This window comes from Oceanicola granulosus HTCC2516 (assembly GCF_000153305.1).
In the GTDB taxonomy this organism is placed as follows: domain Bacteria; phylum Pseudomonadota; class Alphaproteobacteria; order Rhodobacterales; family Rhodobacteraceae; genus Oceanicola; species Oceanicola granulosus.
In genome coordinates this window covers 355,835-373,799 of sequence record NZ_CH724107.1, presented here as the reverse complement: position 1 = coordinate 373,799, position 17,965 = coordinate 355,835, and the positions used below count along the sequence as shown (strand labels likewise).

The 17,965-nt window shown below is 70.8% G+C and carries 20 protein-coding genes; 13 read left to right on the top strand and 7 right to left on the bottom strand.

All coding sequences use genetic code 11. The features are described 5' to 3' along the window. Positions 1–59: 59 nt before the first annotated feature. The 4 genes from OG2516_RS18825 (at position 60) to aat (ending at position 3,213) form a co-directional block, all read left to right on the top strand. Complete coding sequence (locus OG2516_RS18825) at positions 60–554, top strand: hypothetical protein (protein ID WP_007253894.1); 495 nt, start codon at positions 60–62, stop codon at positions 552–554. A gap of 130 nt (positions 555–684) precedes the next feature. Continuing rightward, complete coding sequence (gene accB / locus OG2516_RS01835) at positions 685–1,191, top strand: acetyl-CoA carboxylase biotin carboxyl carrier protein (RefSeq protein WP_007253893.1); 507 nt, start codon at positions 685–687, stop codon at positions 1,189–1,191. A gap of 5 nt (positions 1,192–1,196) precedes the next feature. Further along, positions 1,197–2,543, top strand: coding sequence for an acetyl-CoA carboxylase biotin carboxylase subunit (gene accC / locus OG2516_RS01830; protein WP_007253892.1), 1,347 nt, complete (start codon positions 1,197–1,199; stop codon positions 2,541–2,543). Positions 2,544–2,559: 16 nt separating this feature from the next. After that, positions 2,560–3,213, top strand: coding sequence for a leucyl/phenylalanyl-tRNA--protein transferase (gene aat, locus OG2516_RS01825; RefSeq protein WP_007253891.1), 654 nt, complete (start codon positions 2,560–2,562; stop codon positions 3,211–3,213). Here the strand turns inward: aat and OG2516_RS01820 are convergent. Genes OG2516_RS01820 through OG2516_RS01805 form a run of 4 tightly spaced genes read right to left on the bottom strand, consistent with a single transcriptional unit; the run spans position 3,177 to position 5,216 of the window. Next, positions 3,177–3,530, bottom strand: a complete 354-nt coding sequence (locus tag OG2516_RS01820) for a DUF2155 domain-containing protein (RefSeq protein WP_007253890.1) — start codon at positions 3,528–3,530, stop codon at positions 3,177–3,179. The two genes, aat and OG2516_RS01820, sit on opposite strands and share 37 nt — an antisense overlap. After that, on the bottom strand, positions 3,527–3,973 hold the full coding sequence (gene mlaD, locus OG2516_RS01815; protein WP_007253889.1) for an outer membrane lipid asymmetry maintenance protein MlaD: 447 nt from the start codon (positions 3,971–3,973) through the stop codon (positions 3,527–3,529). Before mlaD ends, OG2516_RS01820 begins: the two co-directional genes overlap by 4 nt. Next, a complete protein-coding gene (locus OG2516_RS01810; RefSeq protein ID WP_007253888.1) occupies positions 3,973–4,356 on the bottom strand; it encodes an NADH:ubiquinone oxidoreductase subunit NDUFA12 in 384 nt (127 codons plus the stop codon). The genes mlaD and OG2516_RS01810 overlap by 1 nt, the downstream gene beginning before the upstream one ends. A 59-nt stretch (positions 4,357–4,415) precedes the next feature. Further along, entirely contained in the window at positions 4,416–5,216 is an 801-nt protein-coding gene (locus OG2516_RS01805) for a hypothetical protein (RefSeq protein ID WP_007253887.1), read from the bottom strand. A gap of 60 nt (positions 5,217–5,276) precedes the next feature. On the opposite strand from OG2516_RS01805, the gene OG2516_RS01800 reads away from it, so the two are divergent. Then, positions 5,277–6,434, top strand: coding sequence for a glycosyltransferase (locus OG2516_RS01800; protein WP_007253886.1), 1,158 nt, complete (start codon positions 5,277–5,279; stop codon positions 6,432–6,434). Here OG2516_RS01800 and OG2516_RS01795 read toward each other — a convergent pair. Further along, positions 6,431–7,594, bottom strand: a complete 1,164-nt coding sequence (locus tag OG2516_RS01795; RefSeq protein ID WP_007253885.1) for a M20 aminoacylase family protein — start codon at positions 7,592–7,594, stop codon at positions 6,431–6,433. The genes OG2516_RS01800 and OG2516_RS01795 overlap by 4 nt on opposite strands. Before the next feature lie 105 nt (positions 7,595–7,699). Between OG2516_RS01795 and OG2516_RS01790 the strand changes: the two genes are divergently transcribed. The 3 genes from OG2516_RS01790 (at position 7,700) to OG2516_RS01780 (ending at position 11,390) form a co-directional block, all read left to right on the top strand. Next, on the top strand, positions 7,700–9,103 hold the full coding sequence (locus OG2516_RS01790; protein ID WP_007253884.1) for a protein adenylyltransferase SelO: 1,404 nt from the start codon (positions 7,700–7,702) through the stop codon (positions 9,101–9,103). Between the two features lie 77 nt (positions 9,104–9,180). Beyond that, positions 9,181–10,410, top strand: a complete 1,230-nt coding sequence (locus OG2516_RS01785; protein ID WP_083788536.1) for an acyl-CoA dehydrogenase — start codon at positions 9,181–9,183, stop codon at positions 10,408–10,410. 41 nt (positions 10,411–10,451) lie between these two features. Then, complete coding sequence (locus OG2516_RS01780) at positions 10,452–11,390, top strand: hypothetical protein (protein WP_007253882.1); 939 nt, start codon at positions 10,452–10,454, stop codon at positions 11,388–11,390. A gap of 3 nt (positions 11,391–11,393) precedes the next feature. Here the strand turns inward: OG2516_RS01780 and OG2516_RS01775 are convergent, their stop codons facing one another. Continuing rightward, positions 11,394–11,678, bottom strand: coding sequence for a hypothetical protein (locus OG2516_RS01775; protein ID WP_007253881.1), 285 nt, complete (start codon positions 11,676–11,678; stop codon positions 11,394–11,396). Positions 11,679–11,778: 100 nt separating this feature from the next. Here OG2516_RS01775 and pyrC point away from each other — a divergent pair, with 100 nt between their 5' ends. From pyrC to OG2516_RS01750, 5 genes are all read left to right on the top strand, one after another. Continuing rightward, positions 11,779–12,819 (top strand): dihydroorotase, encoded by a 1,041-nt coding sequence (pyrC, locus tag OG2516_RS01770; RefSeq protein ID WP_007253880.1) that lies wholly within the window; start codon positions 11,779–11,781, stop codon positions 12,817–12,819. 22 nt (positions 12,820–12,841) lie between these two features. Further along, the gene (locus OG2516_RS01765) at positions 12,842–13,519 is read left to right on the top strand and encodes an orotate phosphoribosyltransferase (protein ID WP_007253879.1); all 678 of its coding nucleotides are present in this window, start codon (positions 12,842–12,844) and stop codon (positions 13,517–13,519) included. 159 nt (positions 13,520–13,678) lie between these two features. Next, positions 13,679–15,202 carry a replicative DNA helicase gene (locus OG2516_RS01760; protein WP_040614879.1) on the top strand — a complete coding sequence of 508 codons (1,524 nt, stop codon included), beginning with the start codon at positions 13,679–13,681 and terminating at the stop codon, positions 15,200–15,202. Between the two features lie 179 nt (positions 15,203–15,381). Further along, the gene (locus tag OG2516_RS01755; RefSeq protein WP_007253877.1) at positions 15,382–16,713 is read left to right on the top strand and encodes a hypothetical protein; all 1,332 of its coding nucleotides are present in this window, start codon (positions 15,382–15,384) and stop codon (positions 16,711–16,713) included. A 65-nt stretch (positions 16,714–16,778) separates the two neighbouring features. After that, a complete protein-coding gene (locus OG2516_RS01750) occupies positions 16,779–17,528 on the top strand; it encodes a COG3904 family protein (RefSeq protein WP_050769137.1) in 750 nt (249 codons plus the stop codon). Here the strand turns inward: OG2516_RS01750 and OG2516_RS01745 are convergent. After that, a complete protein-coding gene (locus OG2516_RS01745; RefSeq protein WP_007253875.1) occupies positions 17,453–17,926 on the bottom strand; it encodes a response regulator in 474 nt (157 codons plus the stop codon). The two genes, OG2516_RS01750 and OG2516_RS01745, sit on opposite strands and share 76 nt — an antisense overlap. Positions 17,927–17,965: the final 39 nt, after the last annotated feature.

Here is a 17,965-nt window from a genome sequence, read left to right as displayed (position 1 = left end):
TTCGGCTGCCTAACTGGCTCGGAAGGTCACGTTCCACCCGTGTCGAGATGGAGGCTCGAATGGAGATATCGCTGCGCCCGCTTCCGGCGCCCACCCACGCAATGGACCAGCGCCCGGCGGCCGATGCCGCCGCGCTCGCCCGGGCGCCGAGGCCCGAGGTGCCCCTGCCCCTCCCCCCCGGCCAGAGCCAGAGCGGCGCCACCCTCGGCGCGGCGCTCTCGGTCAGCGGCGCCGACGCGTCGCGCGAGGCGCGGCAGGTCACGCCCGTCGCGCCTGTCGAGCGCACGCTGAAGCCCTGGGGCCTGCCGATGCTGCCCGACGAAGCCGCCCGGGCCGCCGCCGAGGCGCGCGCCCGCGCCGCCGAGGAGGCTCGCGAGACGGCCGCCACCGCCCGCGCCGAGGCGGACGCGGCGGAAGCCACCGCCGACGCCGTATCCGACGACGCGCGCGCGCTCGCCAAGGCCGCCGAATCACCGGCGCCGCCGGCCACCGGCGCCGAGGCGGAGGCCGAAGCCGCCGCACCGGCCGCCGAAACGGCCGAACCCGCCGTCTGAGCGGCATTTTGCTGCCGCGCCGCTTTCTTCGCCACGGGGCCTCGCGTATAAGCGGGCGCACGACGGGATCGTTGCCGGCAAGCGGCGCCCTCCCGCCGTGCAAAACAAGAGGCAACGGCCCGAGGACAGAATGAGCGATACACCCTCCCACGACAGCGACGTGACCTTCATCCGGGCGCTGGCGGAACTCCTCCGCGAAAACGACCTGACCGAACTCCAGGTCAAGCGGGAGTTCGGAGAGAACGACAGCCTCAACGTCACCGTCAGCCGCCAGATCCCGGCCGCCCCGGCCCCGGCGCCGCAGATGTACGCCGCCCCGGCCCCCGCCGCCCCGGCCGCGCCGCAGGCCCCGGCCGCGGCCCCCGCCGCCGCGCCGGCCGCGTCCGACGATCCCGGCAGCCACCCCGGCGCCGTCACCTCGCCGATGGTCGGCACCGTCTACCTTCAGGGCGAGCCCGGCGCGCCGCCCTTCGTGCAGGTCGGCAGCACCGTCAAGGAAGGCGACACGCTCGTCATCATCGAGGCGATGAAGACGATGAACCAGATCCCCGCCCCCCGCTCGGGCACCGTCAAGCGCCTGCTCGTCGAAGACGGCACGCCGGTCGAGTACGGCGCGCTCCTGATGATCATCGAGTAAGGCGCATGTTCCAGAAGATCCTCATCGCGAACCGCGGCGAGATCGCGCTCCGCGTCATCCGCGCCTGCCGCGAGATGGGCATCGCCTCCGTCGCCGTCCACTCCACCGCCGACGCCGACGCCATGCACGTGCGCATGGCCGACGAGGCGATCTGCATCGGCCCGCCGCCCTCGGGGCAATCCTACCTCAGCTTCCCGGCGATCATCTCGGCCTGCGAGATCACCGGCGCCCAGGCGATCCACCCGGGCTACGGCTTCCTCAGCGAGAACGCCAACTTCGTGCAGGTGGTCGAGGACCACGGCCTCACCTTCATCGGCCCCACCGCCGAGCACATCCGCATCATGGGCGACAAGATCACCGCCAAGGACACGATGAAGGCGCTCGGCGTGCCCTGCGTGCCCGGCTCCGACGGCGGCGTCGTCGATCTGGCCGCGGCCGAGGAGATCGCCGCCGACATCGGCTACCCGGTCATCATCAAGGCCACCGCCGGCGGCGGCGGGCGCGGCATGAAGGTCGCCCAGAGCGCCGCCGACCTGAAGCACGCCTTCCAGAACGCACGCTCGGAGGCCAAGGCCGCGTTCGGCAACGACGAGGTCTACATCGAGAAGTACCTCACCACGCCGCGCCACATCGAGATCCAGGTCTTCGGCGACGGTCGGGGCGGCGCCGTCCACCTCGCCGAGCGCGACTGCTCGCTGCAGCGGCGCCACCAGAAGGTGCTCGAGGAGGCCCCCGGCCCCTGCATCTCCGAGGAAGAGCGCGCGCGCATCGGCAAGGTCTGCGCCGACGCCGTCGCCAAGATCGGCTATTCCGGCGCCGGCACGATCGAGTTCCTCTACGAGAACGGCGAGTTCTACTTCATCGAGATGAACACCCGCCTGCAGGTCGAGCATCCCGTCACCGAGGCGATCTTCGGCGTCGATCTCGTGCGCGAGCAGATCCGCGTCGCCGAGGGAATGCCGCTGTCGTTCTCGCAGGACGACCTGTCGATCAACGGCCACGCCATCGAGGTGCGCATCAACGCCGAGACGGTCCCCGCCTTCGCGCCGCGCCCGGGGCGGATCAGCCAGTACCACGCGCCGGGCGGCCTCGGCGTGCGCATCGACAGCGCGCTGTTCGACGGCTACATGATCCCGCCCTACTACGACAGCCTGATCGGCAAGCTCATCGTCCACGGCCGCGACCGCCCCGAGGCGCTGTCGCGGCTGGCGCGGGCGCTCGGCGAGCTCATCGTCGACGGCGTCGAGACCACGATCCCGCTGTTCCACGAGCTCCTCGCCGAGCCGGACATCCAGTCGGGCGACTACACCATCCACTGGCTCGAACACTGGCTCGAGACCCACTACGCGTAGGACGGCAGGCGGTCGGATGAAGGACGAACAGGCCGGACTGACCGCGGACATGCTGCTCACCGCCTACGCCACCGGGATCTTCCCGATGGCCGAGACGCGGGCCGACCCGGAGATCTTCTGGGTCGACCCGCGATTCCGCGGCGTCTTCCCGCTCGACGGCTTCCACGTCTCCCGCTCGCTCGCACGGCGGATGCGGCGCGGCGGCTACCGCGTCAGCATCGACACCGCCTTCCCGGCGGTGGTGCAGGCCTGCGCCGACCGCGAGGAGACCTGGATCAACGACACGATCTACGAGCTCTACGAGGCGCTGTTCGAGTCGGGCCACGCCCATTCGCTCGAGGTCTGGTCCGACGACGGCGCGCTGGTCGGCGGGGTCTACGGCGTCGCGCTCGGGGCGGCGTTCTTCGGCGAGAGCATGTTCAGCCGCGCCACCGACGGCAGCAAGATCGCCCTCGCCTACCTCATCGACCGGCTGCGCAGCGGCGGCTTCACCCTGTTCGACACGCAGTTCCTGACGCCCCACCTGGCCAGCCTCGGCGCCATCGAGATCCCGCGCGCGGAGTATCGCACGCGGCTGGCCCGCGCCCTCGGCCGGCCGGCCGACTTCGACGCTGCCAGCCCGCTGCCGCCGGCTCAGGAGGTGATACAGCGCAGCACCCAGACGTCGTAGCGCGGGTGGTCCATGGCGTTGAGCGCGGGGGCCGAGGCGATCATCCAGCCGCGGAAGACCGGCTCCACCTGGCCGCGATAGTGCACCGTCAGCAGCGCGTAGGCGTCGCCCGCCGGGTTGCCCGCCGGGTAGCGGCACGCCCCGAGCGAGACCTCGACGAGGCCCGACTGGGCAGTCTGGCCCGCTTGCAGCTCGAGATCCTCGACGTGGCCCGTCTGCTTGTCGAGCACCCGCAGCACGCCGCCGGGCGCGCTGTTGGCCTGCTGCGCGGCCGCCGGGGCGGCGAGCGCGAGGCAGAGGGCGAGCGCGCGGATCACTCGTCGCCCCCGCCGACATAGCGCAGCAGCAGCGTGAGCAGGCTGACCGAGCTCTGGGTGTCGCGGAACTGCGCGCCGGGCTCGAAGAACTCGAACGACCCGCCGGGGACGATCTCCATGAAGTTGCCGCCGAGCAGCCCCTCCGAGGCGACCGCGAGGGAGCTGTCGTCGGGCACGAGGAGGCCGTCCTGCACGCTGATCGTCATGTCGGCGCGGTAGGTCTCGGGGTTGAGCTCGAGCGCCGAGACGGTGCCGACCTTGACGCCCGCCATGCGCACGTCGGTGCCGACGTCGACGCCCTCGGCGGAGCTGAAGTTGGCCACCAGCTCGTAGCCCGCGCCGCGCGCCGAGACGCCGGTGCCCTGCAGCATGAACACGAGGAAGCCGACGGCGAGCGCCAGCACCGCGCCGCCGACGACGACTTCTGTCGGGTTCTCGCGCATCACTCGGGGGTCCAGGCCTCGTAGTCGGTCCGCTTGATCGGGTCGGGCCGGCGCAGCGAGCCGGCGGGGGCGTAGGCCTGGGCGGTGCCGGTGAGGTTGGGCAGGTGCTCCTTCTCCCACGGCTTGTGCTGCAGCGGGCGCTCGGTCGGCGGTTCGTCCCAGGTGTGGTGCAGCCAGCCGTGCCATTCGGGGCTGACGCGGCTGCCCTCGATCTCGCCGTTGTAGATCACCCAGCGCTTGGTGTCGTCGGCGTTGCGGTAGTAGATGTTGCCCTCGGCGTCTTCGCCCACCTTGGTGCCGCGCCGCCAGGTGTGGAACTGCGTGTTGAGCGTCTGCCCGTCCCACCAGGTGAAGATGCGCTTGATCGAATTCCAGACGCCCATTGGCCCCTCCGCTTGCTGTCGCCGTCTTTGCCCCATCGCCGCGGCGAGATCCAGACCGCTCAGGCCCACCGCGCGCCAAGATCCGCCCGCGCCCGCTCGATCCAGTGCTCGCGCAGCCACGGAACCGGACGGGTGTAGCGCAACAGCGAGCCGTGCCAGCCGGCGACGGCCTCGTCCATTTTCGGATGGCCGTGGAAACAGACCACCCGTGCGTTATCGGGCAGCCGTGCGGTAGCGACCCAGTTGCGCGGCGGCAGCCCGAGGCAGTCGTGCTTGAAGCTGACGACGAGGTCGTCGGCAATGTAGGCGAACTGGTCGCGCGCCTGCGCCTTGGTCGAGGTGTAGCGCTGCTCCGAGCCGCGCGCGGTGGCGACCTCGCCGGCCGGGTCGCGCGCCAGATCCTCGTAGAGAAATCGGTGCCTGTCGGGCTCGTAGCGGAAAACGGACCCGTGTCCGGTCGGCCGTCCGCGACGCGCCTCGACCCAGTCGGCCCGCATCGCCACCCGCCCCGGCGCCATCTCCCAGAGCGGGGCGAGATCGCCTGTTATGACGACGTCGAGGTCGAAACCGAGCACCTGTCCGGTATGCTGCGGGATCAGCCCGGGCTTGAACAGCGACACCTTGCGCATCGCCCCCTGCCGGTTCGCCACCGCGAGCGCCTGCGACATCTCGTCGTGAAACGGCTCGCGCGGCAGTTCCAGCACCTCGACCTCCGGGTGCAGCCCCGCCGCGTCCTCCGTCATGCACAGGAAGCGCACCGGCCGGCCCATGTGCCGTCGCACGCCCGAATAGAGCCGGTTGACGTACTCGGGGCCGAACAGCGTGCCCCACTTGATGCAAGCGACAGTGGCGTGATCCATCACACGCCCTTCCCTTCCCCGGCCCCCCCGTGTCAAGCATGTCGCGACAAGGAGCCAACGATGAGCGACGCGCGACGCGCCCCCGTTCTGGGTGTGATCACAAGCGGATATCACAGGGCGGGCGAGACCTTCGTAAACCACCATATCGCGCGGCTGTTCGGCGGCCGCACGGTGGTGATCTGCAACAGGTTCCTCGGCGACAACCCGCTCGAGAAGCCGGTCTTCGCCCTCGAGGACCAGCCCCGCAGCGCCGCCGACCGGCTCGCCGCGCCGGCGGCGATGGCCGGCGGCTGGCTGAAGCACCGCGCGCTCAACGTGCCCACGGGGAGCGCCCGGCAGAAGCTGGAGGCGTTCCTGCGCGAGCACCAGGTCGACGTGCTGCTCGCCGAATTCGGCAACCGCGCGATCCAGTTTTCGCCCGTGGCCCGCCGCCTCGGCCTGCCGCTCTTCACCTATTTCCGCGGCTTCGACGCCTCCAAGCTGCTGCACGAGCCGCTCTACGTGCCGGCCTACCAGCGCCTGATGCCGCACCTCGCGGGGGTGTTCTCCGTCTCGCAGTTCCTGCTCGACAACCTCGCCGCCCACGACATCCTGCACCCGAGCGCGCGGGTGATCCCGAGCGGCGCCGACACCGCCGCCTTCCGGCCCGGCGACAAGGTCGCGGGCGAGGCGGTCGCGGTCGGGCGGTTCGTGGACAAGAAGGCGCCGATGCTGACGATCACCGCGTTCCTCGAGGCCGCGCGCCACGAGCCCGGGGCGCGGCTGCACATGGTCGGCGACGGCCCGCTGCTCGCGGCCTGCCAGGCGTACGTGCGCGAGAAGCAGGCGGTGGAGCGCGTCGTCTTCCACGGCGAGATCGGCCGCGAGGGCGTGCGGGACCGTCTCGCACGCGCGTCCGTTTTCCTGCAGCACTCCGTTACCGAACCCAACGGCAATACCGAAGGGCTGCCCAGTAGCATACAGGAAGCGATGGCCGCCGGCTGCGCCATCGTCTCGACGCGCCATGCCGGCATTCCCGAGGCGGTGACCGACGGGGTCCACGGCCGGCTCGTCGAGGAGCACGACCGCAAGGGCTACGCCGCCGCCATCGGCCGCCTGCTCGCCCATCCCGAACAGGCCGCGGGCATGGGCCGCGCGGCGCGCGACACGGCGGTCGCGCGCTTCGACAAGGACCGCCTGACCGACCGGCTCGAGGCGGCGCTGAAGGGCGCGCTCTAGGCCGCCGGCAGCCGCCGCTCCACGATCTCCGCCCACCACGAGCAGCCCGCGGGAATCGCCTCGTCGTTGAAATTGTACTCCGGGTGATGGACGGGCGCGGTGTCGCCGTTGCCTACGAGGATGTAGGCGCCGGGGCGCTCCTCGAGCATGTAGGCGAAATCCTCGCCGCCCATGACGAGCGGCGCCTCGACGCACTCCCCGGCCACCTCGGCCGCCACCTCGGCGGCGAATTCCGTCTGCGCCGCGTGGTTGACCATGCTCGGGTAGCCCGGCCGCCACTCGATCTCCGCCCGCGCGCCATAGGTCGTCGCGACGCCCTCGGCGATGGCCTTGAGCCGCTCCTCGGCGAGCGTCCGCATCGGCTTCGTCAGGGTGCGGATGGTGCCTTTTATCGTGACGCTGGAGGGGATTACGTTGAACGCCGTCGACGAGGTCTCGAACGAGGTGACAGAGACGACGACCTGATCGACCGGGTCGGCGTTGCGGCTGGCGATGGTCTGGAGCGCGAGGACGAGGTGGCTCGCCGTCACCGTCGGGTCGGTCGTCTCGTGGGGCTTGGCGGCGTGCCCGCCGCGGCCGACGATGGTGATGACGAACTGGTCCGTCGCGGCGAAGAACGGGCCCGGGCGGATGGCGAAGGAGCCGAGCGGCTGGCCCGGCCAGTTGTGCATGCCGTACACCTCCTCGATGCCGAATTGCTCCATCATCCCGTCGGCGCACATCTCACGTCCGCCGCCCCCGCCCTCCTCGGCGGGCTGGAAGATGACGGCGACCGTGCCGTCGAAGTTGCGCGTCTCGGCGAGGTAGCGCGCCGCGCCGAGCAGCATCGCGGTGTGCCCGTCGTGGCCGCAGGCGTGCATCTTCCCGGGCGTGGCTGAGGCGTACGGCAGGCCGGTGCGCTCCTCGATGGGCAGCGCGTCCATGTCGGCGCGCAGCCCGATGACCCGCCCGGAGCGGTCGGAGCGGCCCTTGATGAGCCCGACGACACCCGTGCGTCCGATACCGGTCACCACCTCGTCGCAGCCGAACGCTTGCAGCTTGTCGGCCACGAAAGCGGACGTCTGGTGGGTATCGTACAGCAGTTCGGGATTGGCGTGGAGGTGATGCCGCCACTCGGTGATCTCGGGCAGGAGTTCGGCGAAACGGTTCTTGATGGGCATCGAAGGTCTTTCCGAGTTGAGCGTCGCGCGGGAGGGTGGCGCAGGGGCGCGGCGGCGGCAAGCGTCGGGCTTCCCGCGCCGGGCGGTGCGCCCTAGATAAGCGTCATGACCTTAACCATCCCCTTCGACAACAGCTATGCGCGCCTGCCCGCGCAGTTGTTCACCGCGCTGCCGCCCACACCGGTGGCCGCGCCGCGCCTCATCGAGTTCAACGAAGCGTTGGCCGAGGAGCTGGGGCTAGATGTTGACGTAAAAGATGAAGATCGCATCGCAAGCATCTTTTCCGGCAATGATATTCCCGAAGGCGCGACCCCCATCGCGCAGGCCTATGCGGGGCACCAGTTCGGCAACTGGAACCCGCAACTCGGCGACGGCCGCGCGATCCTGCTGGGCGAGGTGACCACGCCGCGCGGGCGGTTCGACATCCAGCTCAAGGGCTCGGGGCCGACGCCCTATTCGCGGATGGGCGATGGCCGCGCGGGGCTGGGGCCGGTGCTGCGCGAATACGTGATGAGCGAGGCGATGCACGCGCTCGGGGTGCCGACGACACGGGCGCTCGCGGCGGTGCTGACGGGCGAGCGGGTGCAGCGCGAGACGGCGCAGCCGGGCGCGGTCTTCACGCGGGTGGCGGCGTCGCACATCCGGGTCGGGACGTTCCAGTTCTTCGCGGTGCGGGACGACCGGGAGGCGCTGGAGGCGCTGGCCCGGCATGTGATGGCGCGGCACTACCCGGACGCGAAGAGCGTAACGCAACTGCTTGAAGCCGTTATGGAAAGACAGGCCAGGCTGATTGCCAAGTGGATGTCGATCGGGTTCATCCACGGGGTGATGAACACCGACAACATGTCCGTCTCCGGCGAGACGATCGACTACGGGCCCTGCGCCTTCATGGACGTCTACCACCCGGAGACGGTGTTCTCCTCGATCGACCAGTTCGGCCGCTACGCCTACGCCAACCAGCCGCAGATCGCGGTGTGGAACGTCGCGCAGTTCGCGACGGCGTTGCTGCCGCTGATGGACGACCAGGAGGCGGCGGTGGCGGAGTTTACCGAGATCGTGCACCGCTTCCCCGAGATCTACCAGGCGGAATGGCTGCGGCTGTTCGGGGAGAAGCTGGGGCTGCCGGGGCTGGAGGAACGCGGGCTGGTGGAGGACCTGCTGACGCTCATGGCCAAAGACGGGGCGGATTTCACCAACACCTTCCGCGCCCTGCCGGGCGACGCGGCACGGGATCAATTCCTCGACCGGGAGGCGTTCGACGCGTGGGCGGCGAGGTGGCGGGCGCTGGGGCCGGACGAGGCGTTGATGGCGCGGGTCAACCCGGTGGTGATCCCGCGCCTGCACCGGATCGAGGCGGCGATCCGGGCGGGGAGCGCGGGCGACATGGAGGTGTTCAGGTCACTTCTAAAGATCGTCACGCAACCCTATGAGGAGACGGAGGAAAACGCGCCCTACCGCCGGCCGCCGGCGGAGGAGGAACGGGTGACACGGACCTTCTGCGGGACCTGACCGCGCAGAGTGCCGTCGAGGCGCTCTTCCCCATTGCCGAAGGCGGCTATAGGATGCCGCGCGAAGAGGAGACGCCGATGACACTGGACCACGCCGCACCCGCCATTTCGGGGAATGACTCCCCCAGCCTCGCCCCGCTGGACTGGACCGATCCGCTCGGCCTCGAGGCGCAGCTCAGCGAGGACGAGCGGATGCTGCGCGACGCGGCCCGCCAGTTTGCCGAGGAGGTGCTCGCCCCGCGCATCATCGACGCCTACCGCGAGGAGACGGTCGAGCCCGAGATCTTCCGGCTGATGGGCGAGGCCGGCCTGCTCGGCCCGACCATCCCCGAGGAATACGGCGGCCTCGGCGCCGGCTACGTGACCTACGGGCTGATCGCGCGCGAGGTGGAGCGGGTCGATTCGGGCTACCGGTCGATGATGTCGGTGCAGTCGTCGCTGGTGATGTACCCGATCAACGCCTACGGCAGCGACGCCCAGAAGGAGCGCTACCTGCCCGGCCTCGCCCGCGGCGAGCTGATCGGCTGCTTCGGACTGACCGAGCCCGATGCGGGCTCCGATCCCGGCGGCATGAAGACGAAGGCGGTCAAGATCGACGGCGGCTACCGGATCAGCGGCGCGAAGACGTGGATCAGCAACGCGCCGATCGCCGACGTGTTCGTCGTCTGGGCGAAGTCCGAGGCCCACGGCGGCAAGATCCGCGGCTTCGTGCTCGAGAAGGGCGCGAAGGGGCTGTCGGCACCGAAGATCGGCGGCAAGCTGTCGCTGCGCGCGTCGGTGACGGGGGAGATCGTGCTCGACGGCGTCGAGGTCGGCGAGGACGCGCTGCTGCCGGGTGTCGAGGGGCTGAAGGGGCCGTTCGGCTGTCTCAACCGGGCGCGCTACGGCATCGCCTGGGGCACGATGGGCGCGGCGGAGTATTGCTGGCACGCGGCGCGCACCTACGGGCTCGAGCGCAAGCAGTTCGGCCGCCCGATCGCCCAGACGCAGCTGTTCCAGAAGAAGCTCGCCGACATGCAGACCGAGATCGCGCTCGGGCTGAACGGCGCGCTGGCGCTGGGGCGGATGATGGAGGCGCACACCGCCAGCCCCGAGGCGATCAGCCTGATGAAGCGCAACAATTGCGGCAAGGCGCTCGAGATCGCGCGGATGGCGCGCGACATGCATGGCGGCAACGGCATCAGCGAGGAGTACCAGGTGATGCGCCATGCCGCGAACCTCGAGACGGTGAACACCTACGAGGGCACGCACGACATCCACGCGCTGATCCTCGGGCGGGCACAGACGGGCTTGCAAGCGTTCTTCTGACGGGTCATCCCTGAGGGGGAGCGCGCGAAAGGCTGGGGGCGATGGTCGAGCACGCACAGACACCGACGGCGGACCTGTCCGACCTGACCGACGAGGACTGGTTCGCCGCCGTGCGCGCGGCCGGCTCGGAGCGGGGCTTTCACGTCACGCTCGGCGCGTCGCACGACGCGGTGCTGTTGCGGGCGGGGCCGAAGCTGCTGGTGTCGTTCGAGGTCGCGGCGCGGGTGCAGGACCTGCCCGACGCCGAGCCGCGCGGGTGGCTGCACGTGCGCGAGGACGGGTGGTCGTCGCTGACGGTGCTGAGCCGGGGCGAGACGTGGTTCCGCGACCCGGCCGTCTACGACTTCTTCGACCGGCTGACCGACGAGGGCGTGTTCGACGAGTTCGACGACGTGCTGTTCTTCGGCGTCGGCTCGGGCGGCTACGCGGCCGCCGCCTATTCCGTCGCCGCCCCTGGCGCGCAGGTGGTGGCGCTGCGCCCGCAGGCGACGCTCGCCGCCGACACCGCCGGCTGGGACCCGCGCTACCGCCGCCACCGCATGGCCTGCTTCGACGACCGCTACGGCTATGCGCCCGACATGGCCGACGCGGCGCGGCAGGTGACGGTGCTCTTTGATCCCGAAGAGACCGAGGACGCGATGCACGCGGCGCTGTTTCGCCGGCCGCACGCGCTGCGCCTGCCCTGCCCGATGCTGGGCTGGCAGATCGATCGCAACCTCGAGGGGATGGACATCCTCGCGCCGCTGCTGCGCATGGCGATGGCCGGCAGGCTCGACCGGGCCGCCTTCGCGCGGCTCTACCAGGCGCGGCGGGCGCATCCGCCCTACCTGCGCGCCCTGCTCGGCCACCTCGAGGACAACGGCCGCGAGGGGCTGGCGCACCGGATCGCGCGGCACGGGGTCAAGACGACGGGCCGGCCCGTCTTCCGCCGCCGGCTCGCGCGTTACGAGCCCGACGACGGGGCGACCGCCGCTGAATAGGCCTCAGGCGGCGCGGTTCTTGTCGAGCGCGGTGCGCGCGGCGGCGACGATGCGGTTGGCGAACCAGCCGAGGATGCCGCCGAGCATGAAGCCGATCAGCGACTCGTAGTCGAACACCGCCAGCACCAGCGCGGCGATCAGCATCGTCAGCATGAAGGTGAGCAGCTTCATCTCGCCCGGCTCCACCACGATGTGCGGGGCGAGCGCGCGGGCGGTGGGGCGGCCGAGCGTCTCGTCCAGTCCGGTGGCGGCGAAGCCGGCGGCGAGCGCGACGAGGAATCCGAGCATCGATCTGTCTCCTGTTGTCCCGCCGCCATCATGGCGGGGCGGGCGGCGGGCGTGCAAGGGGATCTGGCCATGCCCCCGTGCTCGGGGTAAGGCGTCGCCTATGAGCGAGAGACTGACGATCCGCCGGCCGGACGACTGGCACCTGCACCTGCGCGACGGGGCCGTGCTGCGCGCCGTCCTGCCCGACACCGCCGCGCATTTCGGCCGGGCCATCGTGATGCCCAATCTCGTGCCGCCGGTGGTCACCGCCGCCGACGCGACCGCCTACCGCGAGCGCATCGTCGCGGCGCTGCCCGAGGGGGCGCGGTTCGAGCCGCTGATGACGCTCTACCTCACCGAGGAGACCGACCCGGCCGACGTCGCCCGCGCCCACGCCCAAGGCATCGCCACGGCGGTGAAGCTCTACCCGGCGGGGGCGACGACGAATTCCGCCTCGGGCGTGCGCAACATGGACAAGGTGCGCCCGGTGCTCGAGACGATGTCCGAGATCGGGATGCCGCTCTGCGTGCACGGCGAGGTGACGAACCCCGACGTCGACATCTTCGACCGCGAGGCGGTGTTCATCGACAAGGTGCTGCGCCCGCTGCGCCGCCACGTGCCCGACCTGCGCATCGTGATGGAGCACGTCACCACCGCCGAGGCCGTGGATTACGTGCGCGACACGCCGCGCAAGCTGGCGGCGACGATCACCACGCACCACCTCATCATCAACCGCAACGCCATCCTCGCGGGCGGCATCCGGCCGCATTATTACTGCCTGCCCGTCGCCAAGCGCGAACGACACCGGGTGGCGCTGGTCGAGGCGGCGGTGTCGGGCGATCCGCGCTTCTTCCTCGGCACCGACAGCGCGCCGCATCTCGACCCGGCCAAGCTGCAGCCCTGCGGCTGCGCCGGCATCTACAGCGCGCCGGTCACGATGGCCTGCCTCGCCGAGGTGTTCGACGTGGCCGGGCGGCTCGACGAGCTGGAGAGCTTCGCCTCGCTCAACGGCCCGCGCTTCTACCGGCTGCCCCCGAACGACGACACGATCACCCTGGTGAAGGGCGACGCGCGCCCCCTGCCCGGCCCCGTCGAGACCGACGAGGGCCCGATCACCGTGTTCGACCCCGGCTTCCCGCTGCACTGGCACGTCGAAGCCTGACCGACCTCAAGGAGACGCCACGTTGATACCCACCAGCTTCCCGCCCAAGGACGAGATCGCCCGGCTGACCGCGTCCATGCTGCTCGAGATCGGCGCGGTGAACTTCAACGAGCGCGAGCCCTTCACCCTCGCCTCCGGCAAGCGCGCACCGACCTACATCGACTGCCGCAAGCTGATCTCCTTCCCCCGCATCCGCGCCACGCTGATGGACTTCATGGCCGTCACCGTGATGCGCGAGGCCGGGTTCGAGGCGTTCGACAACATCGCCGGCGGCGAGACGGCGGGCATCCCCTTCGCGGCGCTGATCGCCGAGCGGCTGGGGCTGCCGATGACCTACGTGCGCAAGAAGCCGAAGGGCTACGGGCGCAACGCGCGCATCGAGGGCGCGATGAGCGAGGGGCAGCGGGTGCTGCTGGTGGAGGACCTGACCACCGACGGCGGCTCGAAGCTGTCGTTCGTCGACGCGGTGCGCGAGACGGGCGCGGTGTGCGGCGCGACGGCGGTGATCTTCTACTACGACATCTTCCCCGAGACGACCGACCGGCTCGCCGCGCACGGGGTGCAGCTGATTCACCTCTGCACCTGGTGGGACGTGCTCGCGCTCGCCCGCGAGCGGCAGGCGTTCCCCGCCGCGACGCTCGACGCGGTGGAGCAATACCTCCGCGCGCCCGATGCGTGGATGCCCGCTCAGGAGAGTTAACGCCTGCCGCCCGACATCTGGGGCCAAGGCCGTAGATTTCCGCAGCATCTTGCGGTAGCATCTCCGCTCACAGACCATCCACAGGATATCCAGATTGCGCGGGAGGGGCTCGTTGCCCTATCAACCGCGGCAGGGGACATCATGAGCAGGACAGCACCCATGCAAGAGGTTGCAACCTTGCGCGCGGCCGGTCTCGAGCGCGCGGACAAGGGCAATTCCGAAGCGGCCACCGGCGCGGGCGACGCGACGCTGCCGCATTCGATCGAGGCCGAGCAGCAGCTGCTCGGCGCGATCCTGACCAACAACGACGTCTACGACCGCGTCGCCTCGATCATCGGGGCCGAGCACTTCTACGACCCGGTCCACGCGGTGATCTACGAGACCGCCGCGGCGCGCATCGTCAAGAACGCGCTGGCCTCGCCGGTGACGCTGAAGACCTTTCTCGAGGACCACGAGGGGCTCAAGGAGCTCGGCGGCCCGGCCTACCTGGTACGGCTCGCGGGCTACGCGATCTCGTCCTACGCGGTGCGCGACTACGCGCAGATGATCTACGACCTCGCGGTGCGCCGCGAGTTGATCGCGCTCGGCCACGACATCGCCGACCGGGCGACGCGGATGGAGGTCCATTCCGAGCCCTCCGCGCAGATCGTCGAGGCCGAGCAGAAGCTCTACCAGCTCGCCGAGAAGGGCCAGGCCGAGAGCGGCTTCCAGTCGTTCCTGCGCGCGGTGACCGACGCGGTGAACGTCGCCAATGCCGCCTACCAGCGCGACGGCGGCCTCGCCGGCGTCTCCACCGGCCTCACCGACCTCGACCGCAAGCTCGGCGGCCTGCACAAGTCGGACCTCTTGATCCTCGCCGGCCGCCCCTCGATGGGCAAGACGTCGCTGGCCACCAACATCGCCTTCAACATCGCCAAGGCCTACCGCAAGGGCCAGCTGCCCGACGGCACCGAGGGCGCCGTCGACGGCGGCGTCGTCGGCTTCTACAGCCTCGAGATGAGCGCCGAGCAGCTCGCCGCGCGGATCCTGTCGGAGGCCGCCGAGGTGCCGTCGGAGCAGATCCGGCGCGGCGACATGACCGAGGCCGAGTTCCGCCGCTTCGTCGAGGCCGCCAAGTCGCTCGAAGCCTGCCCGCTCTACATCGACGACACGCCCGCCCTGCCGATCTCGCAGCTCGCCGCCCGGGCGCGGCGGCTCAAGCGGACCCACGGGCTCGACGTGCTGATGGTGGACTACCTGCAGCTGGTGCGCGGCACCGGGCGCAGCGAGAACCGGGTCAACGAGATTTCCGAGATCACCATGGGCCTCAAGGCGATCGCCAAGGAGCTCAACATCCCCGTCATCGCCCTGTCGCAGCTGTCGCGCCAGGTCGAGAGCCGAGAGGACAAGCGGCCGCAGCTCTCCGACCTGCGCGAATCGGGCTCGATCGAGCAGGACGCCGACGTCGTGATGTTCGTGTTCCGCGAGGAATACTACAAGGAACGCGAGAAGCCCGGCGACCACGAGATGGAGAAGATGGCCGCCTGGCAGGAAGAGATGGAACGGCTGCACGGCAAGGCCGAGGTCGTCATCGGCAAGCAGCGCCACGGCCCCATCGGCACCGTCGAGCTATCCTTCGAGGGCCGCTTCACCCGCTTCGGCAACCTGGTGAAACCGTGGCAGAACGCGGAGCGGGATTTCTAGCGCACGCCACGTGAACTTCGCCCCATAGCCTCTTGACATCGCACCGCATCCGGATTGCGCCGGGTGTGGATAAGTCTGTGCGTTGCCGGCCGCCGCGGACGTTGCCGCCACAGGAATCGGCGAAGCCGTTTGGCAAGTGCCGCGCGAGGACTTACCTCTAGGCGAACGGAGGGGTGTTGATGGACGACGACAGCCGGCTCAGCCGCAGCGAGGCGCGCGGCCTGCGCACCGCGCGCGAACTCGAAGGCCATGTGAGCTGGCTCGACAGCTTCACCGGCGCCGCGCTCGGCGTGCTGGCCGTGGCCTCGGGCATCTACACCTACCTCGGCGTCTCCTCGCTGCTCGACGATACCGGCGCCCTCTCGTTCTTCGCGGCGATGGCCTACTCGGTGGCGGTGTCGGTCGGGATCTTCGTGTTCTGGTCCTACCTGATGCGGCTGCTGCCGGCGGTGCGCACCGCCGGGGCGCGGATCGGGCTGTTCCTGTCGATGCTGCTCGGGAGCGCCGCGATCATCGCGATGTCGTCCTGGCTCAACGCCGCCGCGCTGGCCGGGGCGGCGGCGGTCGAGCAGCACATGGCGAGCACGGTGCAGCGCTACCAGTCGGCGCTCGAGCAGGCCAATTCCATCGCGGTGGCGAGCCAGGGGCTGGAGCGCGACGTGGCGCGGGTCCGGCAGAGCTTCGTCGACCTCTCCGAGCAGGAGGCGACGGGGCAGCTTTCGGGCTTCGCCGGCGAGGGCGCGGTTTTCCGGCTGCTGCGCCAGAAGAGCGACGAGCTGGCCGCGCTCGAGGCGCAGATCGCCAGCCAGCAGCCGCTCGTCGACGAGGCCTTCGCCGAGGGCAACGCGATCCTGAGCCGGATGCGGGCGCTGACGGTCGAGCCCGGCGCGGTCGATCCGCGCTCGGTGCTGTTCTCCGAGGAGGCGGTGCGGCTGGCCAACGTGATCACGCGGCTGCGCCAGCTGTCGGTGGCGCCGCTGGTGGTGCGGGCGGCGAACGACCTGGCGCGCTCGGTGGTGGTGCCCGAGCTCGACGGGGCGACCGCGACGACGCGCCAGAGCCAGTCGGCGACGATGGACTCGGTGCTGACGGTGCTCGGCCAGCGCGCCGAGACGCTGCGGCTCGCCGCCGAGGCGGTGCTGACGATGCCCGCGCCCGCCGACACGACCTACACCCAGATCTCCACCGCCGACGCGGTGATCCTCTACGCGGGCAACTTCGTGCCCAGCTGGGCCGGGGCGATCGCGATCGACCTGCTGCCGGCGGTGCTGGTGATGATCCTCGCGATCACCCAGGGCGCGATCCGCTCGGGCCGCGAGCGGGCGGCGACGGAGGACCTGATGACGCTGAGCGAGCTGCGCGCCGCGGTGCGGGCGATGCGGGAGGTGGGGGCGCTCGACGCGGCTCCGCCCGCGCCGCCGCCCGTGGCGGACGCGCCCGAGCCCGGGCGCGAGCCGGAGGCCAAGCCGCGGCCGCTCTCGGCGGTCGAGACCGGGCGGCCGGCGGAGTGAACGAGGCGGCGCAGGCAGCGGCGGCGAAGGACGAGCCGAAGCGCGAGACACGCTCGACAATCCGCATGATCCTTTGGATCCAGCTCGGCCTCGCCGGCGTCCTGCTCGGCAGCGACCTGGTGCGCATCCTACCCGAACTCGCCTTCCCCAGCGACGCGCCCGCCCTCACCGAGCCGCTGCGGCCGGGCGACCAGACGCGCCGCTACCGCCCCGCCGAGCTGGCTCCGCGGGAGGCTCCGCCCGGCTCGCGGCCGATGCCGGCGAGCGAGGACATGCCCTCGCGGCTGCTGTTCGAATCGACGCGCTGGGAGGGCCGCCCCACTCTCACCGTCGCCGGGCAGATCGAGGCGGGCGACGCGGAGCGATTCGCGGAGTATCTCGACGCCGAGCGCACGCCGCCCGAGCTGGTCTACCTGAACTCGCCCGGCGGCAGCGTGGTGGACGCGCTCGCCATCGGCCGGGCCTTGCGCGACCTGGGAGCCGAGACGCGGATGACGGAGGCCGACATCTGCCTCTCGGCCTGCCCCTACATGCTCGCCGGCGGCGCGGTGCGCGCAGTGGAGGACGGGGCGATGGTGGGGGTGCACCAGCATTATTTCGGCGAGAACACCGCCCTGCCCGCCTTCCTCGCCGTCGAGGACATCCAGCGCGGGCAAGGCGCCGTCATGGCCTATCTCGACGAGATGGGCATCGACCCGCGCCTGATGCAGCCCGCGCTGGTGACGCCGCCCGACGAGATCTACCTGCTGACGCAGGACGAGCTGGCGCAGTACGGGCTGGTGACCGCGAGCGGCGCGACCGGCGACGGGGCCTGACGCACCCGCCGGGCCCGGCCGAGATCGGCGGCGACGGACGACAGCGCCTCGCGCACCGCTTCGGGGTGGTAGGGCTTGGGCACGTAGCGGCCCGAGAAGCCCTGCTGGCGCACCTGGGCCTCGTCAAGCCCGGTGACCATCACGTAGGGAACGCCCTGCCGCTCGAGCCGCTCGGCGACGGGCCGGGCGCTCTGGCCCGCCAGCGTCAGGTCGAGCAGGACGGCGTCGAGCGCGCGGCCCGCGCCGGCGATGTGCTCGAGCGCGCGCTCGACGTGGCTGGCGACGCCGATCACCCGGTGGCCGTACTCCTCGAGCGTCGCCTCGAGGTCCATGGAGACCAGCGTCTCGTCCTCGACGAGGATGAGATTGAGGCCATCGTAATCGTCGTACTGGGTCACAGCGGGTCCCTCCCAAGGCTCGCGGCGCACAGGCGGCAC